General features: G+C 63.6%; 18 protein-coding genes. 13 read left to right on the top strand and 5 right to left on the bottom strand.

What is annotated here, in order from left to right; all coding sequences use genetic code 11:
* Positions 1 to 3 precede the first annotated feature (3 nt).
* The 6 genes from gspL to FDM28_RS06830 are packed head-to-tail and all read left to right on the top strand — an operon-like array spanning position 4 to position 7,585.
* Positions 4 to 1,224: a type II secretion system protein GspL gene (gene gspL / locus FDM28_RS06855; protein ID WP_138514431.1), complete on the top strand. Its 1,221-nt coding sequence runs from the start codon at positions 4 to 6 to the stop codon at positions 1,222 to 1,224.
* Entirely contained in the window at positions 1,221 to 1,727 is a 507-nt protein-coding gene (gene gspM, locus FDM28_RS06850; RefSeq protein ID WP_240791932.1) for a type II secretion system protein GspM, read from the top strand. Before gspL ends, gspM begins: the two co-directional genes overlap by 4 nt.
* Positions 1,728 to 1,732: 5 nt before the next feature.
* Positions 1,733 to 2,563 carry a type II secretion system protein N gene (gene gspN / locus FDM28_RS06845; protein ID WP_138514430.1) on the top strand — a complete coding sequence of 277 codons (831 nt, stop codon included), beginning with the start codon at positions 1,733 to 1,735 and terminating at the stop codon, positions 2,561 to 2,563.
* Between the two features lie 3 nt (positions 2,564 to 2,566).
* A complete protein-coding gene (gspD, locus tag FDM28_RS06840) occupies positions 2,567 to 4,675 on the top strand; it encodes a type II secretion system secretin GspD (protein WP_420853007.1) in 2,109 nt (702 codons plus the stop codon).
* Between the two features lie 34 nt (positions 4,676 to 4,709).
* Positions 4,710 to 6,188 carry a hypothetical protein gene (locus FDM28_RS06835; RefSeq protein ID WP_138514429.1) on the top strand — a complete coding sequence of 493 codons (1,479 nt, stop codon included), beginning with the start codon at positions 4,710 to 4,712 and terminating at the stop codon, positions 6,186 to 6,188.
* A gap of 8 nt (positions 6,189 to 6,196) precedes the next feature.
* Entirely contained in the window at positions 6,197 to 7,585 is a 1,389-nt protein-coding gene (locus FDM28_RS06830; protein WP_138514428.1) for a GspE/PulE family protein, read from the top strand.
* Between the two features lie 14 nt (positions 7,586 to 7,599).
* Here the strand turns inward: FDM28_RS06830 and FDM28_RS06825 are convergent, their stop codons facing one another.
* Positions 7,600 to 8,520, bottom strand: coding sequence for a LysR family transcriptional regulator (locus FDM28_RS06825; protein WP_338110180.1), 921 nt, complete (start codon positions 8,518 to 8,520; stop codon positions 7,600 to 7,602).
* A gap of 214 nt (positions 8,521 to 8,734) precedes the next feature.
* On the opposite strand from FDM28_RS06825, the gene FDM28_RS06820 reads away from it, so the two are divergent.
* The 6 genes from FDM28_RS06820 to FDM28_RS06795 all read left to right on the top strand — a co-directional run bounded on the left by FDM28_RS06820 (position 8,735) and on the right by FDM28_RS06795 (position 14,578).
* Positions 8,735 to 9,289 carry a DUF4148 domain-containing protein gene (locus FDM28_RS06820; RefSeq protein WP_138514426.1) on the top strand — a complete coding sequence of 185 codons (555 nt, stop codon included), beginning with the start codon at positions 8,735 to 8,737 and terminating at the stop codon, positions 9,287 to 9,289.
* A gap of 78 nt (positions 9,290 to 9,367) precedes the next feature.
* Positions 9,368 to 10,588, top strand: a complete 1,221-nt coding sequence (gspF, locus tag FDM28_RS06815; RefSeq protein WP_138514425.1) for a type II secretion system inner membrane protein GspF — start codon at positions 9,368 to 9,370, stop codon at positions 10,586 to 10,588.
* Between the two features lie 13 nt (positions 10,589 to 10,601).
* Positions 10,602 to 11,414, top strand: a complete 813-nt coding sequence (locus tag FDM28_RS06810) for an SPFH domain-containing protein (protein ID WP_138514423.1) — start codon at positions 10,602 to 10,604, stop codon at positions 11,412 to 11,414.
* Positions 11,415 to 11,423: 9 nt separating this feature from the next.
* Complete coding sequence (locus FDM28_RS06805; protein ID WP_138514421.1) at positions 11,424 to 12,317, top strand: 5'-nucleotidase; 894 nt, start codon at positions 11,424 to 11,426, stop codon at positions 12,315 to 12,317.
* A 92-nt stretch (positions 12,318 to 12,409) separates the two neighbouring features.
* Positions 12,410 to 12,658 carry a hypothetical protein gene (locus FDM28_RS06800; RefSeq protein WP_138514419.1) on the top strand — a complete coding sequence of 83 codons (249 nt, stop codon included), beginning with the start codon at positions 12,410 to 12,412 and terminating at the stop codon, positions 12,656 to 12,658.
* A gap of 96 nt (positions 12,659 to 12,754) precedes the next feature.
* A complete protein-coding gene (locus FDM28_RS06795) occupies positions 12,755 to 14,578 on the top strand; it encodes an ABC transporter ATP-binding protein/permease (protein WP_138514417.1) in 1,824 nt (607 codons plus the stop codon).
* Here the strand turns inward: FDM28_RS06795 and queC are convergent.
* From queC to FDM28_RS06780, 3 genes are all read right to left on the bottom strand, one after another.
* Positions 14,536 to 15,273, bottom strand: a complete 738-nt coding sequence (queC, locus tag FDM28_RS06790) for a 7-cyano-7-deazaguanine synthase QueC (protein ID WP_138514415.1) — start codon at positions 15,271 to 15,273, stop codon at positions 14,536 to 14,538. The two genes, FDM28_RS06795 and queC, sit on opposite strands and share 43 nt — an antisense overlap.
* Positions 15,274 to 15,303: 30 nt before the next feature.
* The gene (locus FDM28_RS06785; protein ID WP_138514413.1) at positions 15,304 to 15,804 is read right to left on the bottom strand and encodes a hypothetical protein; all 501 of its coding nucleotides are present in this window, start codon (positions 15,802 to 15,804) and stop codon (positions 15,304 to 15,306) included.
* A 211-nt stretch (positions 15,805 to 16,015) separates the two neighbouring features.
* Positions 16,016 to 17,416 (bottom strand): DUF4139 domain-containing protein, encoded by a 1,401-nt coding sequence (locus FDM28_RS06780; protein ID WP_206021928.1) that lies wholly within the window; start codon positions 17,414 to 17,416, stop codon positions 16,016 to 16,018.
* Between the two features lie 156 nt (positions 17,417 to 17,572).
* Here FDM28_RS06780 and FDM28_RS06775 point away from each other — a divergent pair, with 156 nt between their 5' ends.
* Complete coding sequence (locus tag FDM28_RS06775; RefSeq protein WP_240791931.1) at positions 17,573 to 19,270, top strand: SulP family inorganic anion transporter; 1,698 nt, start codon at positions 17,573 to 17,575, stop codon at positions 19,268 to 19,270.
* Here the strand turns inward: FDM28_RS06775 and mobB are convergent.
* Positions 19,267 to 19,770, bottom strand: a complete 504-nt coding sequence (mobB, locus tag FDM28_RS06770; RefSeq protein ID WP_138514407.1) for a molybdopterin-guanine dinucleotide biosynthesis protein B — start codon at positions 19,768 to 19,770, stop codon at positions 19,267 to 19,269. The two genes, FDM28_RS06775 and mobB, sit on opposite strands and share 4 nt — an antisense overlap.
* Between the last annotated feature and the right edge of the window lie 3 nt (positions 19,771 to 19,773).

Raw genomic sequence — 19,773 nt, 5'->3', positions numbered from 1 at the left:
ACCATGCGCCTGCACCTTGTGATGCCCCCCGCCCCCCACACCTCGGTCGATGGCGCTGCGGGCACAGGAGCAGCGTGGGACAGCGTGCTCAGCGACACACCGCAGCACTGCCAACGCAGCAGCACACCACCAGCGGCCGTGTCGGGTGCCAGCACCGTCGTGCTGCTACCCGCAGCGGCGCTGTCCTGGCACCGGGTACAGCTGCCCCCCGGCCTGCTGGGGCGCCATGGAGAAGCCCGCAACGCCACCCGCCTGCGCGCCGCTCTGGAAGGGCTGCTGGAAGACCACCTGCTCGACGACCCCGCCCGCCTGCATTTCGCCCTGACGCCAGACGCTGCCGGCGCGGGCCCGCTGTGGGTATCGGTTTGCGATAAAACCTGGCTGCACCAAACCCTGCAGACCCTCACCCACACCGGCCACCGCGTTCAACGCATCGCTCCGGAATGGGCGCCCTTGCCCGAAGGCAGCCCCACCGCCCTCTGGTTCACTGGGGAGGCCGAGGCCTGCACCGTGGTGTGGGCCGATGCCTACGGCGTGCATGGCCGCCCCCTGCCCCACGGGCAGACGCAGCAGCCCCCCGGCCTGCCTGCCGACGCCTCTTTGTGGGCCGAGCCGGGCTGCGCCGCCCGGGCCGAGCAGCTGTTGCACCGCGAGGCCCAAGTCCACAACCGCGGGCAGCGCCTGCTGGACGCCGCCAACAGCCCCTGGAACCTGGCGCAGGGCGAATTCGCCCACCGCAATGCCCTGGGCCACAAGCTGCTCGACGCCGCACGCTCGGCATGGGATGCGCCCGCCTGGCGCCCCGCGCGTTGGGCTGTGGCAGTGCTGTGCGGCGTGCAACTGCTGGGGCTCAATGCCCAAGCCTGGCAAGCCCGCGAGACCCTGGCCACCCAGCGTGCCGCCCTACAGGGTGTGCTGTTGAGCACCTTTCCGGCCACCACGGTGGTGGTGGATGCACCACGGCAAATGGAACGCGCGGTGGCCGCACTCGGCCAACACAGCGGCCAGCTCCAAAACCGCGACCTGGAGCGACTGCTAGAGGCTTTTGGCACGCTAGCGCCCGTTGAATATGCGCCAACAGCTATTGAATTTGTAGCAGGCGAGTTGCGTCTGACTCCACCACCCGGTGCCGGCGCCGAGCCCCCCGAGAGCCTGCGCAGCGGCCTGCAAGCCCGTGGCTACCGAGCGCGGCAAGACGGCAACACCTGGGTCATCAGCCCATGAGCACGCCCCGCATGCGATCTGCCGCCGCCCCCGCCCCAAATACCTTGTCGGCCTGGTGGGCCCAGCGCCCGCCCCGGGAGCAGCATCTGCTGCGGGCAGCCGCCCTGCTGGTGAGCGCCGCCCTGCTCTGGACCGTGGCCCTCGCGCCGGCCTGGCGCACCGTGCGCGCCTACCCGGCGCAGCGCAGCGCCCTGGACGCGCAGCTGCAAACCATGCAAGCCCTGCAAGCGCAGGCACAAGCCCTGCGCGCACAACCGGTGGCAGACCCGCGCACAGCGCCAGCAGCCCTGCAGGCCGCCGTCAACACCCTGGGCACGCAGGCCCACCTAGTGCTGGCAGACCGCCAGGCCACCGTCACCCTGCGCAAAGTAGACGCCGACGCCCTGGCGCGCTGGCTGGCCCGCACCCGCAGCGAAGCCCGCCTGGTACCCGGCCAAGCCAAGTTGCAGCAAGAAGCTGGCGCCTGGAGCGGCACCGTGCAATTCACCCTGCCGGGGCCGTGAGCGTGATGGCCTCCGCCGTGCGCGCCGCGTCTGCCCGCCCGCCTGCCGCAGGCAAACAAGCCCCGTGGCGCTGGGCGTGTGCCGGAGTCGTGCTGGGCATGCTGGCTTGCATCGCGGTGTGGGCCCCAGCGCGCTGGTTGGCAGACGCGCTTGTCTGGGCCGGTGCCCCGCTGCAGCTGCACAACGCTGAGGGCACGGTGTGGAATGGCCGGGCTCAACTGCTGCTGCACAGCGACACCCAAGACCGCACGGCGCTGCCCGGCACCCTGCAATGGCAACTCCGCCCCGCGTGGCACGGCGCCCTGCCCGGCTTGCGTGTGCTTTGGCAGGCCGACTGCTGCCTGAGCGCGCCCTGGCAGTGGCACATCAACACCGACCTGCGCCAACTGCAGCTGCAGGCGGACGACCTGCCCGACACCCGGGCCCTGCGCCTGCCCGCCGCCTGGCTCACCGGACTGGGCACGCCATGGAACACCCTGCAACCCCAGGGCCGCCTGCAGCTGAGCACCCAGGGGCTGGCGTTGCACGCCTCCCCCGCCGGCGTGCACATGCAGGGTCGTGTGCAACTGGAGGCGCACGACCTGTCCACCAGCCTGTCTACCCTGCGGCCGGTGGGCAGCTACCGGCTGGTGGCGCTGGGCGCAGACCGGCCCACCCTGGAATTGAGCACCCTGCAAGGCGCCTTGCAACTGCGCGGCACGGGCGCCATCAGCGCCCAAGGTGTTGTTTTTGACGGAGAAGCCCGTGCCGCCGAGGGCCGGGAAGACGCACTCTCCAATTTGCTGAATATCATCGGGCAGCGCCAAGGCGCACGGTCTCTGATTCACCTGGGTTAAGGAATGCCACACCACCACCGGTCCACTCGCTTGCGCGCCACCACCATCGCTATGCATTTGATAGCTGCTGGCGCACTGTGGACGGGCACTATCGGCCTATTTGGCACACAAGCGCTGGCACAAACCAGCCCCAACACGCCCGCCGCCAAGCGGGGCGAGCCCATCACCCTCAACTTCAGCAACGCCGAGGTGGAAGCCGTGGCCCGCACCATGGCCACGCTGACGGGGCGCAATGTGGTGGTGGACCCGCGCGTCAAAGGCACCATGACGCTGGTGTCCGACAGCCCCATGTCCCCCGCCCGGGCCTACAACCACTTTCTGGCTGTGCTGCGCACCATGGGCTACACCGTGGTGCAAACCGATGGCCTGGACAAGGTGGTGCCCGAGGCCGATGCCAAGTTGCTGGGCGGCAGCGTGACCTCCACCGACAGCGGCACCGCCAACGCACCGGGCAACCAGCTGGTGACGCAAATCATCAAGCTGCAGTTTGAAAACGCCAACAACCTGGTGGCCGTGCTGCGCCCGCTGATCAACCCCAACAACCCGATCAACGTGAACCCGGCGACCAATTCGCTGGTGATCACCGACTACGCCGACAACCTGCGGCGCCTATCCCGCATCGTGGCAGCACTCGATGTGCCCAATGCCACCGATGTGGAAGTCATCACGCTCAAAAACGCCAGCGCTACCGACCTGGCGCCGCTGGTGCTGCGCTTGATGGAAAGCTCGGGCGGCGGTGCCACCGGGGCGGCGGCGGATGCCAGCTTCAAAACCACCGTGGTGCCCGAACCGCGCAGCAACGCGCTCATCGTGCGGGCGGCCAACCAGGCCCGGCTGGCGCTGGCACGTAGCCTGATTGAGCGGCTGGACCAGCCCACGGCCGGCAGCAACGGCGCGGCCGGCAATATTTACGTGGTCTACCTGAAAAACGCCAACGCCACCCAACTGGCCACCACCTTGCGCGCTGCCATGAGCGCCACCGGCGCGGGCAGCGCCCTGACCGCCAGTGCCGCCCCCGCTGCACCTGCGGGGGGTAACACCAGCAGCACGGGTACGGGCGGCAGCAATCTGGGCGCGGTTGCCACCCCCAGCACCGGCGGCCAGATCCAGGCCGACCCGGCCACCAACTCCCTCATCATCACCGCCAGCGAGCCACAGTACCGGCAGCTGCGCGCCGTCATCGACAAGCTGGACGCACGCCGCGCCCAGGTGTTTGTAGAAAGCCTGATTGCCGAGGTGAGCGCCGACAAGGCCGCCGAGTTCGGCATCCAGTGGCAAGGCGCGCTGGGCAATGCGGGCGACAGCGCCGTGGGCGTGCTGGGCACCAACTTCGGCAGTGGCGGCAGCAACATCATCAGCCTGGCCACAGCGGGCGCCTCGGGCACGGTGTCGCCGGCCAAGGGGCTCAACCTGGGCGTGGCCAACCGCACCAACGGCGTCTACGTGCTGGGCTTTCTGGCACGCTTTCTGGAGTCCACCGGCAGCGGCAATGTGCTCTCCACCCCCAACTTGCTGACGCTGGACAACGAAGAGGCCAAGATCGTCATCGGCCAGAACGTGCCTTTTGTGACCGGCCAGTTCACCAACACCGGGGCGAGCACCGGCAGCGTGAACCCCTTCCAGACCATTGAGCGCAAAGACGTAGGCCTCACACTCAAGGTCAAGCCCCAGATCAGCGAAAACGGCACCATCAAGCTGGCGATTTACCAGGAGGTGTCCAGCGTGCTGGCCTCCACCGCGAGCGCAGCCAATGGCCCGACCACCAACAAGCGCACCATCGAATCCAACGTGCTGGTGGAAGACGGCGCCGTCGTGGTGCTCGGTGGACTGCTACAGGACGAGTACGCAGGCAACCAGGAAAAAGTGCCCGGCCTGGCCGATGTGCCCTGGTTCGGCAATCTGTTCAAAAGCGAATCCCGCAGCCGCAAAAAGACCAACCTGATGGTGTTTTTGCGCCCGGTGGTGGTGCGCGATGCCACCGCCACGCAAGCCCTCTCCAACGAGCGCTACGAACAAATGCGCAGCACCCAACAAAATGCCCAGCCGGAGCCCAGCAGCACCATGCCGGTGAACGAGGCGCCGGTGTTGCCAGGTCTGCCTGCCAAACCTTGAAGGGCTCTGCAACAAATACACAGGGAGACAACATATGAAAACAAACACACGCCTTTCACGACGAGGGCCATCATTGGGAAAGGCCCTCACGATCGCCGCAGGCATGGCGGTTTGCCTGCATACCGTCGTGGCCCGCAGTCAGACGGCGTATGACAAGCTCGACGTAGGTACGGAGGTCTCCAAGGGCATCCTGTTCAGCATCTTCGCGGCACCACTTCCGCTTCCTCCCGGTAACTGGAAAGTGGTCAGCAGAGAGATTTCGTCGGTGAAACTGCGGGGAGGCAACTCGGAATCTCCCAGCGAAGTGCCTGAGATTGCGCTAGGTCTCCTAGGCACAGACGCCGGAAACCCTCTGGAGATGCTAGTCGTCACATTCACACCGAACTCTGTCCCGATAACGTGGTTGAGCCCGGCATGCAATCTGATCGGCTCGGCTGGCGCGCCGTTTAAAAATGACTTCGGAACTCTCTCCAACGGCTTGACCTACGGTTGTGCCCGTGGGGTCTACCTGATGCGGGGAAGCAAATCCATGCTGGACGCGCTGGCGCAGGCTCCGGAGACCCGGGGCGTCTATGCTGGCTTCCTCCCGTATGAGGCCACACTGGGCAATAGCAGTCTATTTGTCACCATGACCTTCAGTGCAGACAGGGGGCGCAAAGTGAGTTATCAGTTGCATGCGCGGACACCATCTGGCATCGGGGCTGGAGACGCCTTCGACAAAGCAGCCCAGAGCTGGGTGAACTCGACAGGACATGCCATTCAAGCGGCACTCCAGAACAAGTCCACCACCATTCCCCCTTTCCCGACCCGCGACACGGCGACCAGCGGACAGGGCAGTGCGGACATGCTGACCCCAGTGACCGCGATCCAAGCGGCGTTACCGGGCCGGATAATCTCAGGCGCCATCCCGATCGACGACCAGGCATTACCCATGCCCTTGCCGCAGGGCGAATGGCGCGTAGCCAGTCGTCGGGAAACCCCACCGGATGGTCCGACCAAATCGAGCCGTGTGTTTCTCACTTTGCGCAATACGGACCCCAAAGCCAGCATGGCGATCGCTTGGTTGTCCTACGACAGCAAACCGTACTATTACTACCAGTCCACCCTTCCTTGTGAGCACAAAACGGCCCGCATCGTGGAGGCCTACGGAACCACGCCGGAGTCGCCCGTTGCGCGCTGCGGTTTTGCTAACACCTTCACCCGGAGCCTGCGCGAACGGGTACTGAACTCCACCAGCACCGGAACCACCTGGGACAAGGCCAATCTAGCAGCCTTGATACCGTCTGCCAACGAACTTCCGGATGCCCACACCTGGATTGAGTTGCGGGTAGGAGCAAATGAGGGACGCAGACTGACCTTTGCCTTTTATGCAGCCCAGCCGACCAAAAACCTACCGGACGACCAATACCTGACGGCCATCCGGCAGTGGATGGAAAGCAGCAAAGAGGCAATGACCCAATATGTGAGCGGCAAGGCGAGTCAATTTGCGCCGTACCCCACGTTTGCAGATTGACGAGGTCCATGCGCTACCCGCTGCCCTACGCCTTTGCGCGCACCCAGCAGTTGCTGCTGGAAGAAGCGCACAACGCGCTATGCCTGTGGGTGCACAGCGCCACACCGCCTTCGGCCATTTCGGAGGTGATGCGCAAATACCGCATCGACACCTTGCAAACCCAGGACGCCGGGGAGCTGATTCAGCGCATCAGCGCAGCCTATGCGCAAGGTGAATCGAGCGCCGCCACGGTGATGAATGAGGTACAGGGCGAGGCCGACCTGGGCCGCATGATGCAAGAGCTGCCAGCGGTGGAAGACCTGCTGGAGACCGCTGATGACGCGCCCATCATCCGCATGCTCAATGCGCTGCTGACACAGGCCGCGCGCGATGGGGCGAGCGACATCCATATCGAACCCTATGAGCGCCATTCGTCCGTGCGCTTCCGGGTCGATGGCAGCTTACGTGATGTGGTGCAGGCGCCGCGTGCCTTGCATGCGGCATTGATCTCGCGCCTCAAAATCATGGCAGACCTCGACATTTCGGAAAAACGCTTGCCGCAAGACGGGCGCATTTCCTTGCGCATCGGCACCCGCGCGGTGGATGTTCGGGTCAGCACCCTGCCCAGCGCCCACGGTGAGCGCGCGGTGCTGCGTCTGCTGGACAAGAGCCAAGACCAGCGCAGCCTGGAAGCGGTGGGCATGCAAGGCGATGTGCTGCGCCGGTTTGAAGGGCTGATTGCCCAGCCCCACGGCATCATTCTGGTGACCGGGCCCACGGGCTCCGGCAAGTCCACCACGCTGTACGCCTCGCTGGGCCGGCTGGATGCGGGGCGCCAGAACATCCTGACGGTGGAAGACCCCATCGAGTACGAGCTGCCCGGCGTCGGCCAGACGCAGGTGAACCCCAAGATCGACCTCACCTTTGCCAAGGCCCTGCGTGCCATCCTGCGCCAGGACCCGGACGTGATCATGATTGGGGAAATCCGCGATTACGAGACCGCACAAATCGCCATCCAGGCCTCGCTCACCGGCCATCTGGTGCTGGCCACCCTGCACACCAATGACGCCGCCAGCGCCGTCACTCGCCTGATCGACATGGGCGTGGAGCCGTTTTTGCTCAGCTCATCGCTGCGCGGTGTGCTGGCCCAACGCCTGGTACGCAAACTCTGCAAAGCCTGCGCAGGCAAGGGATGCGAGCAGTGCGGCCACACTGGCTACCTGGGGCGCACCGGTATTTTTGAATTGCTGGTGGCCGATGAAGCCATCGCTGAGCTGATTCACCACAACGCCTCGGAGGCAGACATTCGCACCGCCGCCTTGCAACAAGGCATGGTGCCGCTGCGGGACGATGGTGAGCACTTGGTGTGCAGCGGCGTCACCAGCCGCGAAGAGCTGATCCGGGTAGTGCGGGACTGACCCGCGCCCCGCACTCAGCAGCGGGTGCAGGCCTTGATCACCGCCTCCGCACGGGCGCGGCTTTGCTCGGTGAGGTATTCCAAAAACACCCGCGTACGCTCCGGCATGAATTTGCGGCTGGGCAGCGCGGCATACAACGCCAGATGGCCCCCTATCCACGGCGACAAAACCCGCACCAGGGACCCATCCGTCAACAACGGCGCCACCAGCGTCACGGCAGCCGAGGTGATGCCCGCGCCATCCACCGCAGCACGCAACAGCGTATCGCCATGGTTGGCCCAGAGCTTGGGCTTCACCGGAAACAGGGTGGCCGCGTCATTCATCTCGGTATTGAGCAGGCGCCACTGGTCGAAACTGGCCGTCGGGGACTTGAGCCGCAGCACATGGTGGCGAATGAGCTCATCCGGCGTGGTGGGCGTGCCCATGCGCTTCAGGTAGTCGGGTGACGCCACCAAAATCGACTGGGTGGACGACACACGCCGCGCAATCACATTGCCGTCGTAATGACCCTCGGTGGGCAGCATGGTGATGTCATAGTCCTCCACCGGGGGGATGGTGTAGGTATCCACATCCATGTGCAGTGAAATGTCGGGATACCGGGCGCTGAAGCCCGCAATGATGGGCGCAATCACATGCGAGGCCAAGGCCGGGGGCGACAACAGGCGCAACTCGCCCGAGAGCTCTTGGGTTTGCGAGCTGGTAAGGTCGTGCGCTTCGTCGATGTCTTGCAGGATGGTGCGCACACGACCCAAGTAAGTTTCTCCGGCAGGGCTCAGGGACACCTTGCGGGTGGTGCGGTGCAGCAGGCGGGCACCCAAAAAGTCCTCTAAATCCGCAATCTGGCGGGTCACGGCAGCGGAAGACATATCCAGTGCGCGGGCCGCGGCGGCGAAACCGCCCTCGTCCACGACCTTCTGGAAAACCCGCATTGACATCAATCGGTCCATGGGACTCTTTTTAAACTATTCAAGGGTGCGATTATTTCAAACCGCGTAATGGTCCACTGTCTGTGGAGGTATTTCTCAGATGGCCTTCGATCTCTAAAGTTCAACCCATCGATGAGACGCACTGGATACGCCCCCTCGATACCGGTAACGACAGACGCAGTGTCTGTCGATCGGAATCAACTTTGAATGAAGGATGTGAATCATGAAATACGCTACCGCTTCTATCGCTCTCGCTGTTGCCGCTTTGGTGACCGGCCACGCCCAAGCTGCTGACAACATTGGCAAAACCCGCGAGCAAGTACGCGCTGAACTGGCTGAAGCCCAACGCACTGGCGACATCGCTGCCCCCAAGGATGCCGGCGACGAATTCGGCGCTACCAACGGCCGCAAGATGAACGAAATCTACCCCGCTGCTTACCCCGCCAAACCCGTGGTGGCAGGCAAGACCCGCGAGCAAGTCCGCGCAGAGCTGGCCGAAGCCCAGCGCACTGGCGACATCGTGGCGCCGAAAGATGCTGGCGACGAATTCGGCGCTGCCAACGGCCGCAAAATGAATGAAATCTACCCCGCTGCTTACCCTGCCAAACCCGTGGTGGCTGGCAAGACCCGTGAGCAAGTGCGCGCAGAGCTGGCCGAAGCCCAGCGCACTGGCGACATCGTTGCGTCCAAGGATGCGGGCGATGAGTTCAACTCCGCCAATGGACGCAAACTCAACCAGCTCTACCCCAACCTGTACCCTGTGACACGCGTGAACTAATCATCCACGCAGCCTTTAAGCCCTCCCGCCGTCCAGGCCGGAGGGCTTTTTTCAATCCGGCCCCGCTACCATTGGGCCATGCCCGCTTTTTCCTACCAAGCCCTTGATGCCGATGGCAAGACACGCTCCGGCGTTCTGGAGGCGGACACGGCCAAGTCGGCCCGCACGCTGCTGCGGGGGCAGCAACTGGTGCCCATGCAGGTGCAAGCACTGGCTGGAAACACTGCGGACAACGCCACCGCCCACAGCGCATGGGGCCGGCGGGCGTTCAAACCCAACCAGCGCGCCGTCTGGACCCGGCAGCTCGCAGGCTTAGTCAGCGCCGGGCTGCCGCTGGAGCGCGCCCTGAGCGCCTTGGCGGACGAGGCAGAAAAAACGGCCCAGCGCGATGTGGTGGCTACCGTGCGCGCAGAAGTCAACGCCGGCGCGTCCCTGGGCGCGGCACTGGCACAACACCCCCGGGAATTCACCCCCATCTATATCGCCGTGGTCAGCGCTGGCGAACAAAGCGGTCAATTAGGACTGGTGCTGGAGCGCCTGGCGGACGACCTGGAAGAGCAGCAAGACCTCTCGGCCAAGCTGCTGGGGGCTGCCTTGTACCCGGCGATCGTGAGCATCGTGGCGCTGGCTATTGTGCTGTTTTTGCTGGCCTATGTGGTGCCGCAAATTGCCAATGTATTTGCGGGCTCGAAACAGGCCTTGCCGCTGCTCACCCGCGCCATGCTGGCGGTGAGTGGCGCAGTGCGCAGTTATGGCTGGCTGGCGTTGGTTGCTATTATTTCAGGAGCTTCTTGCGCACGTGTGGCATGGGCTAGCGGCACTTTTCGCACCAAAGTGGATGCCGCCTGGTTGCGCTTGCCCGTGCTGGGCCGCCTGGCCCGCAGCTACAACGCAGCCCGCTTTGCCAGCACGCTGGCCATGTTGGCGGCAGCGGGTGTGCCCATCTTGAAGGCCCTGCAAGCTGCCGCTGAAACGCTGGGCAACCGCGCCATGCGCGACGACGCGCTAGAGGCCCTGGCCCTAGTGCGTGAAGGTGCGCCACTGGCCAGTGCGCTGGCGCGCAAGCAACGCTTTCCCGCCCTCTTGAGCATGTTTGCCCGCCTGGGCGAACAAACCGGCCGCCTGCCCCACATGCTGGACCGCGCTGCCCTGCAACTGCGCACCGAGGTGCAACGCCGCGCCCTGCAGCTCGCCACGCTTCTGGAGCCGCTGCTCATCGTAGTCATGGGTCTGGTGGTGATGCTGATCGTGCTGGCGGTATTAATGCCCATCGTCCAACTGAATCAACTGGTGAAATAAAAAAGGAGGCTTTGTGCAACTACGTTCTCTGGTTCTTCCCCTGGCTCTCGTGGCCGGCGCGTGCACACTCACCCTGACCGGCTGCACCCGCATCGAGTCGGGCGAGGTAGGGTTGCGCGTCAACTTCGACAAAACCGTGGACCCCACCGAGCGCCTGCCCGGCTCGTTCAACCAAACCGTCATCGGCGAAATACTCACCTTCAAAATTCAGGATGTGGCAGTCGGTGTAGACAACATGACGCCCCTGGCCTCGGACAACTCCACCGTCAAAGACTTCGACATGACGGTGGTTTACAACGTGAACCCCTCAGCCGTGTCGGAACTGTGGACCACCAAAAACCGCACCTTCCATGGCATCTCCGAAAAGGGTGGTGACATTTTGTTGATGCAAAACTACGTGGCCCTGAGCGCGCGCAATGCGGCCTACAAGGTAGCCCGCGGTTATGAGTCCCTCAAGATGGCCGACAACCGGCCGGTGATGGAGCAGCAGATCCGCGAGAGCATCATCAAAACCCTGACGGACGAAAAGCTGGGCGACAAAATCACCGTCTCACAAGTGCAGGTGCGGGCCATTACCCCGGCCGATGTCATCGTGCAAAGCGCCAACGAGTTGGTGCGGGCGCAAAACGAACTCAAAACCAAAGAGGTGGAAGTACAAACGGCCAAAAAAGAGGCCGAGCGCATTGCCGCCCTGAATGCCAACGCAGGCGCCATCGGCTACATGAATGCCATGGCCAACCTCAAAATTGCCGAAGGCGTAGCCAGCGGCAAAGTACAAACCATTGTGGTGCCCTACGACTTCAAGGGCATCGTGAACGCTAAGTGAGGATTTCCCATGGGACTGACCCTTGACGGCAAGCTGGTGGTCGCCATCTCCAGCCGCGCCCTGTTTGATTTTGAAGAAGAAAACCAGGTCTTCGAGCAGAGCGACGACCACGCTTACATGCAGCTCCAGCGCGAGCGACTGCACGTGCCGGCCAAGCCTGGTGTGGCGTTTTCGCTGGTCAAGAAGCTGCTGGCGTTCAACGAACCCGAGTCACAGCGGGTGGAAGTGGTCATCCTCTCGCGCAACGACCCGGTAAGCGGCATGCGGGTGTTCCGCTCGGCGCAGCACTACGGCCTGGCCATCCAGCGCGGCAACTTCACGCGCGGCGAGGCGCCGTGGCGCTACCTCAAGCCGCTGCACGCCAACCTGTTTTTGAGCACCCACTTGAGCGATGTGCGGGCGGCCTTGGAGGCCGGTGTGCCGGCGGCACAGGTCTACCCCCACAGCGCCCACGCCAGCGATGCGCACCCCACCGAAGTCCGCATTGCGTTCGACGGCGATGCGGTGCTCTTCAGCGACGAAGCCGAGCAGGTCTACCAGAGCGGCGGGCTCACCGCATTCCAGAAGCATGAAATGGACAAGGTGGCCCAGCCTCTGCCCGACGGCCCGTTCAAACCCCTGCTGGTGGCGCTGCACCGCTTGCAGCAGGCGCAGATTCCGCACATCCGCATCCGCACCGCGCTGGTCACGGCCCGCAGCGCTCCGGCCCACGAGCGCGCCATTCTGACCCTGATGAACTGGAACATCGAGGTGGACGAGGCCATGTTCCTTGGCGGGCTGGACAAAGGCGAATTCCTGCGCGAGTTCGAGCCGGACTTTTTCTTCGACGACCAGACCGGCCACATCGAATCAGCTGCCCGTCATGTACCCAGCGGGCACGTGGCCAGCGGCGTGCGCAACTGAGAACGTGTCCAACATGTAAACGCCAAAATCGAACTGGTAAACCTATGTAAAACCGGCTGACACAGAGAGGGGGCAGGACTATCCTGCTTGTCATGTCCTATGCAGAACCCCGTTTGCCACCGTCCGCCGCACCGCGCAGCGCACCTGCGCAGCGCGCACTGCAACCCGGCCACCACACACTTTCCGCCAATGCAGAAGCGTGGCGCCGGCTCGCCAAAGAGGGCTACCACCGCACGGCGGAGTTGGTGCGGGCTACCTGCCCGGCACCCTTGCGTGCCGAAGCCGATGGACATGAACACTCGCCGGCAGACACACACCAGAGCGGGTTTCAAAGCCTGTAAAGCACAGGCAGCTTGCTGCGGGCGCTAATATCCCCGCAGCACCGGGCGCAGCGCACAGCGCGGCGCTTGCCCCAATTCCCTACCGAGAGTTTTTGCATGGCATTTGTGGCATCTGTTTCCGCCAAGTGGGCGGCGTTCAAAGCGTTCATCCTGCGGGCCGTGGCCTTGTCCACGCCCTACTTCTCGTCGGAGGACAAGTGGAAGGCCCGCGGCATGCTGGCCGCCATCGTGGCGCTAAACCTGGCGCTGGTCTACATGGCGGTGGTGTTCAACGACTGGAACCGCCTGTTTTACGACTCGCTGCAAGACAAAAACGCCGCCGTTTTCTGGGAGCAGCTGGGCCGCTTTACCTACCTGGCGTTCGGCTTCATCATCATTGCGGTCTACAAGTTTTACCTGACCCAGCTGCTGGAAATGCGCTGGCGCGCCTGGATGACCGGCCACTACCTGCACAGGTGGATGGCCCACCAGGCCTTTTACCGCCTGGAGCTGGCCCGCTTTGCCCCCAACGGCCACGCCCACGGCGCCAACCCCGACAACCCGGACCAGCGTATTCAGGAGGACATCAACCAGTTCACCAGCTACACCATCTCGCTGAGCATGGGACTGCTGAATTCGGTGGTCACACTGGCCAGTTTTGTGGGCATTTTGTGGACGCTCTCGGGCGGCTTTGCCTTCACCCTGCGCGGGCAGGAATACAACATCCCCGGCTTCATGGTGTGGATGGCGGTGCTGTACTGCGCAGTGGGAAGCGTGATCACGCACTACATCGGCCGCAAGCAAATCCCGCTCAACTTTGAGCAGCAACGGGTGGAGGCGGACTTTCGCCACCACATGGTGCGGGCGCGGGAGTACAGTGAATCGATTGCGTTGGACCGGGGCGAGACCGTGGTGCGCGAGCAAATGGTGCAGCGCTTTGGCAAGGTGCTGGCCAACAACCTCGCGCTCATCAAGGCGCAAAAGGGATTGATCTGGTTCACCAGCTTTTTCGGGCAGGCTGCCGTGGTGTTTCCGTTTGTGGTGGCAGCGCCGCGGTTTTTCAGCGGTGCCATCCAGCTCGGGCAGCTCACCCAAATCTCGGGCGCCTTCGGGCAGGTGCAGGGCTCCTTGAGCTGGTTTGTGGACACTTACAGCAGCCTGGCCAGCTGGCGGGCCACCACCGATCGTCTGACCAGCTTTGAAGAGGCTTTTAGGGCTCTAGCGCTTACAGAATCTGCGCAAGCAGCTATCAAAAAAGGAGCAATCCCCACCACCTTGGACACCAGCCCCCTGCGCATTGCCCTGCCCACCGGTGTAACCTTGCTGGACCACACCCATCTGCATGCGCAGCCCGGCGACCGTATCCTGCTGCAAGGCCCCTCGGGCAGCGGCAAATCCACCTTGTTCCGCACCTTAGCGGGCATCTGGCCGTATGCCGATGGCGCGGTAGCCTTGCCGGCCGACAGCATGTTTTTGCCGCAGCGGGCCTACTTCCCCAACGGCCCCTTGCGCGATGCACTGGCCTACCCCGAGGCCACCACGCGTTACAGCGATGCCGAGCTGCAGCAAGCCCTGCGCGATGCCTTGCTCCCCCACTTGGCGAATGCGCTGGACACCGTGGACGCCTGGAGCCAAAAGCTCTCCGGCGGCGAGCAGCAACGCCTGGCGATTGCCCGCGTGCTACTCAAGCAACCCCAGTGGCTGTTTGCGGATGAGGCCACCAGCGCACTGGACGAGGCCGCCGAGGCCACGCTCTACCAGCGCTTGTGCGATATGGTGAGTGCCCAAGGCGGCGCCTTGGTGTCGATTGCGCACCGCCCCGGTGTGGCGGCCTTCCACAACCAGCGCTGGGTGCTGGAGCCCAATGCGGACGCGGGCAACGCAGGTGAGCCCGGCGCTCAGGCCACCGCGCTGTTCACCTTGTACACAAAGCCCGCGTAACCTTTGGCCCGCAGCTCACACGCCGGGCAGGTGCCGCAGCCATAGCCCCAGGCGTGGCGGTGGGTGCGGTCGCCCAGGTAGCAGGTGTGGGTGTGCTCCACCACCAAGTCCACCAGCGCATCCCCGCCACCGGGCACGCCGGAGCGCTCACCCAGTTCGTGGGCCAGCGCCCAGGTTTGGGCCTTGTTGATCCACATGAGCGGGGTTTCAATCAAAAACCGCTGGTCCATGCCCAGTGACAAGGCCAGTTGCAAGGCCTTCATGGTGTCGTCGCGGCAATCCGGGTAGCCCGAAAAATCGGTCTCGCACACCCCGGTCACGATCACTTGCAGCCCACGGCGGTAGGCCAAAGCAGCGGCCAGCGTCATGAACAGCAGGTTGCGCCCCGGCACGAAGGTGTTGGGCAGGCCATTGGCCTCCATCTTGAAGGCGGTGTCGCGGGTCAACGAGGTTTCGCTCACCTCACCCAGCACGGCCAAATCCAGCAAATGGTCTTCGCCCAGCTTGGTAGCCCACTGAGGAAAACGGGCCTTGATTTCGCGCAACACGTTCAGCCGCGCATCCAGCTCCACGTGGTGGCGCTGGCCGTAGTCAAAGGCAATGGTTTCGACACGCTCGTAGCGCGCCAAGGCATGGGCCAAGCAGGTGGTGGAGTCCTGCCCGCCGGAGAAAAGTACGAGTGCGGAGGTATGCATGCCCGCGATGTTAGAACACCACAGGGCCGCTTACATGTTTTCGGTCTTCTTGACCTTGCTGGGGGTGTACACCAGCGACTGCTTGGCCAGGGTTCCCGGTGCATCTGCCGCCGTAAGGGGTGGCGGCGTGGTGAGCTGGTTTTGCACTTGCTCAATCTGCACCGCACCGGCGCTGGCGGTCCACATGGTTTTCAGGTGGTCCATCAGCATTTGCGAGATCGGTTTGGGTGGAGGGTCCTCTACCTTTTCCTTGGCTGGCCGATGAATCGTCCAATCCTTTTGCGCCCCCGCCTCCGTGCCCTTTTGCATGGGGTCCGCAACGCTCTGGTAGGGCGCCTCGGCATTGCTGGTTTGGGGCTTGAGTGCGGGATTCACCTTGTCGATCACGTCCGGCGTGGACTCGATCGACGAGGTCGCCCTCACCGATGGGTTGACCGGAGCAACTGGGATCACCCTATTTGCCCCAGACGAGACCGCGTCTGCGCCGGCGGGGCGCATATTCGGGTTTCGGTCAATGGTTGGCAGTTGCATTTTGGGTAGGCCTTGCGGCCCCTCCGGTGACTTTTAGGAGTTGACGTATGTTTCTTAACGGCAGATTTAGGGGGTTATTTAGGCCTTTTTCTAAAAAACTTTAAAAAAGTTTTTGCCTCAGTTCGCCCCCAGCCCCGCGCATCCGCCTACGCCCCACCCCAATCCGACCCAATCTGCACCAATTTAGTGCCAACACACCACCCCATCTCGTTCAGTAACGCACCTGCACCCGGTAACTCAACACTGTCTTGCCTTCGGCCGGCACCGTGACCTTCCAGCTTGCGGTGCTGGAAGACGCCTTGGTATGTGCCTGGCTGGCGTTCAGCATTTGCCAGTCGCCCGGAATTGGCTCCTGCACGGTGACGGTAACGGCCTCTTTTTTGGCATTTTTGAGCACGATCTCATACGCGCTTTCCGACACAAAGCCGTATTTGCCCACGTTGGGCAGGCGCTTGAAATCGGTTTGTTTTTTGTCGGCCGTCACGTCAAAAGCGTTGCCCAGTTTGAGGCGCACCTTCTCGTTGCGGGGGGTGTGGTCGATCCGGTCCTCGCCCACAAACTGGGCGTTGCCCGCGCTGTCTTTCTTGTAGACGCGCACCACGCCTTTGGGCAGGGGCATACCCAAGCGGGCGCTCTCTTTGTTGTCGAACTCCAGAAACACGCCTACCTTCAATTGCTTGCCGAGGTCGCCGGTGGCTCCCTGGTAGTAATAGTCCGCCCCTTGCAACAGCAGCTCTTTGCGGGCCGGCACACCGCTGGCCGCCAGCAGGGCGACTTGTTTGGTCTGGTTTTCAGCAATCGTGGTGGGGCGGTCCAGCGTGTAGAGGTGGTACTCCAGCAAGGATTCTTCGGCCATGCCCACATCCGCCTTGGCCATGGCGGGCGCGGCCATCAGCACAGCGCGGTTGCGCACTGCCATTTCCGGCGCCACCTGGTTCACATCGCCCGCCACCAGTTGCAGCTTGGCATTGCGGTAGGCCGCACCGCTGGTATTGGTGAGCGTGACCCAGCCCGACACATCCAACGCGTCGTCCGCCGCATTGAGCTCCACCACGTAGTCGGCCCGCCAAGCCAGCCCGCCGGTGAGGTAGCTCAGCTCCACACTCTGCTGCGCTGCCCCTGTGTTGTTGAGCGACATCACCAAGGTAGGCCGGTCGCGCAGGTTGGCGGGTACGTCGTCAAACACCAGCCGCCCGGGAACCCCGGTTTCAATCCGATCGCCAATCTTCAGCACTACCCCGTTGTTGGCAGAAAGCACCGTGGCCTGCTCTACAGTTTCCTGCCCGGTAGCGTTGTTGGTGCGCACAACCTTCACAGAGCGCCCTACATACTTCTCCAGCATTTTTTGCGGGGTGAGCAAGTCAAAGTCGAAGTTTTGCTCCTGCACCCGCAAAGCGCCCGGTGCAGTCAGGCTGCGCAGCAAGGCGGTTTCGGGCCGCATGCGGGCACTCACGTCGCGGAATGCCAGCGCCTGCGCGCCGCTTTGGAGCGGGATTTTGCGCACATCCTTCACCAGCGCCAGGTTTTCGTTGTAAATCGTGACCGCAACTTCCTGCTGATCCGCCAGGGTGCTGCGCTGCTCCTGGGCCAACACGGGGGCAAGCGATGCCAACAAAAGGCTGCTGAGAGCAAATGGAACGACAACACGCATCAACTTTCTCCGGTAAATAAAGGGATAGACCTACAACGCCAGCGCCGAATGCCGAGCTGACCGCGCTTGCATTGTGTTACGACTGGGGCTAGCCCCGCACGCCGGTTAGCATTGCGCATGGTTTTGATTCCCCCCTGGATACAACACTACCCGCGCCAACATCTGCGGGATGACCTGCTGGCCGGCTTGGTGGTGACGGTGCTGGTCATTCCCCAAAGTCTGGCCTACGCACTGTTGGCGGGTCTACCACCCCAAGCGGGCTTGTATGTGAGCATCCTGCCGGCCATGGTGTACGCGTGGCTGGGCAGCAGCATGGTGCAAGCCGTGGGACCGGTAGCGATAACCGCCATCATGACCTACAGCGTACTCAGCCCGCTGGCCACGGCGGGAAGTGCCGCTTATCTGCACATGGCGGCCCTGCTCAGCCTGGCGTCCGGCTTGCTGATGGCGGCCTGCGGGCTGGCGCGCCTGGGCTTTCTCTCCCAACTACTCAGCCGCCCGGTAGTGAGCGGTTTTGTATCCGGCTCGGCGGTGCTGATTGTGCTGAGCCAACTGCGCTTTATCTTGGGGGTGGAGGTGCACGCCACCACTATCTGGCAAACTGTACACGGCCTGCTCCAGCAGGCGGCACACAGCAATCCGGCCACGATGCTGTTGGGCGGAGGCGCGGTGCTGGCCCTGGCGCTCACGCGCACGGGGCTGCGGCGCTGGCCCATGGCCATGCGCATATCGCCCTTGGTGGTGCTCGCCGTAGCCACCTTGGCCGTGGTCGTACTGGATTTGGACCTGCGCCACCGGGTTGCGGTGGTGGGTGTCATCCCCTTGGATGGCGCGATCACCCGGTTTGAAATTCCGGAGGCCGGCCAGCTGCAAGCCTTGCTGGGCCCTACCTTGCTACTCTCTTTTATTGGCATGGTGCAGTGCATCACGATGGCGCAAGCCTTGGCCGTGCAGCGGCGGGAGCGCATTGATGCGAACCGCGAGTTGATCGGGCTGGGCGCGGCCAATGTGGCGGCAGCCTTCATCGGCGGCATGCCGGTGGGCGGGGGGCTCTCGCGCTCTGCCATCAATGTGGCGGCGGGCGCGCAAACGCCACTGGCCGGCATCGTGTCCGGCCTGTGCATGGCTTTGCTGTTGCTCACAGGCGCTGACTGGCTGGCCCGCCTGCCACTAGCTGCGTTGGCCGCCAGCATTGTGGTGGCCGCCATCGGCATGGTGGACCTGAAAGCGCTGCGCCGCGCCTGGGCCTATGACAAGGCGGATGCAACCGCGCTGTTGGGAACGGCATTGGGCGTGCTGGCGCTGGGCTTGGAGGCAGGCATTGCGGTGGGCATCGGCCTCTCGCTGGCCACGCTGCTCTGGCGCTCCAGCGCACCGCATATTGCGGTGATTGGCAGGCTGCCCGGCACGCAAACATTTCGCAACGTGGACCGCTACACCACCGAGACCCTGCCCCGCGCTTTGTTCATCCGCATTGACGAAAGCCTCTTCTTCGGCAACCTGCAAGCGGTAGAAACGCGCCTGGGCCTGGAGTTGGGCAAACAGCCAGCCACCGAAGATGTGGTGCTGGTGATGACGGCGGTGAACCGCATCGACACCTCGGCCATGGAAGTGCTGTCAGACATGAACCGCGAACTGCATGAGCGCGGCATCACCCTACACCTGGCCGAAGTCAAAGGGCCGGTGCAAGACCGCCTGATGCTTGCCCCGCTCTGGCAGGCTCTGTCCGGCCACGTGTTTCATTCGGTGCCCGGAGCCTTCCAGACCCTGCAAGAAAAGTACGGGCATCCGCCGGACGCCGCGTTGGCGATTTAGCCCGCGCGCACCGCAGCGTGCGCCAACACAAAGTCGGCCACAGCCACCACGTCGTGCAGCGGCAGGTGCGCCACGCCCACTGCATCCACCGGGCCATCACTGGCGATGCCCACAATACCCGGCCAATCCGGCCACAACGGAGACCTGCCTTGACCCGCGCGCCAGACCTCCAGCTTGGGAAAGTCTCCGCCCTTGAAGCCTTCCACCAGCACAAGGTCGCACACTTGCAGGCGGTCCAGCAGGTAGTCCAAGTCCGGCTCGGGGGTACCGCGCAGCTCATGCATCAAGGCCCAGCGCTCGTTGCCCAGCAACAGCACCTCGGAGCAACCCGCTTCGCGCAAGCGAAACGAGTCTTTGCCGGGGCGGTCGATCTCGATGTTTTTGTGGCTGTGCTTGATCAACGAGACCTTGAGGCCCCGCCCCGTCAGCTCCGGAATCAAGCGCTCCAGCAAGGTGGTTTTACCCATGCCGGAGTAACCGGCAATTCCAAAAAAACGCATGCG

Origin of the sequence: Rhodoferax bucti, from assembly GCF_005876985.1 — a bacterium.
Classification (GTDB): domain Bacteria; phylum Pseudomonadota; class Gammaproteobacteria; order Burkholderiales; family Burkholderiaceae_C; genus Allorhodoferax; species Allorhodoferax bucti.
The sequence above is the reverse complement of the archived record's forward strand: the minus strand, read 5'-3'. Positions and strand labels throughout refer to the sequence as shown.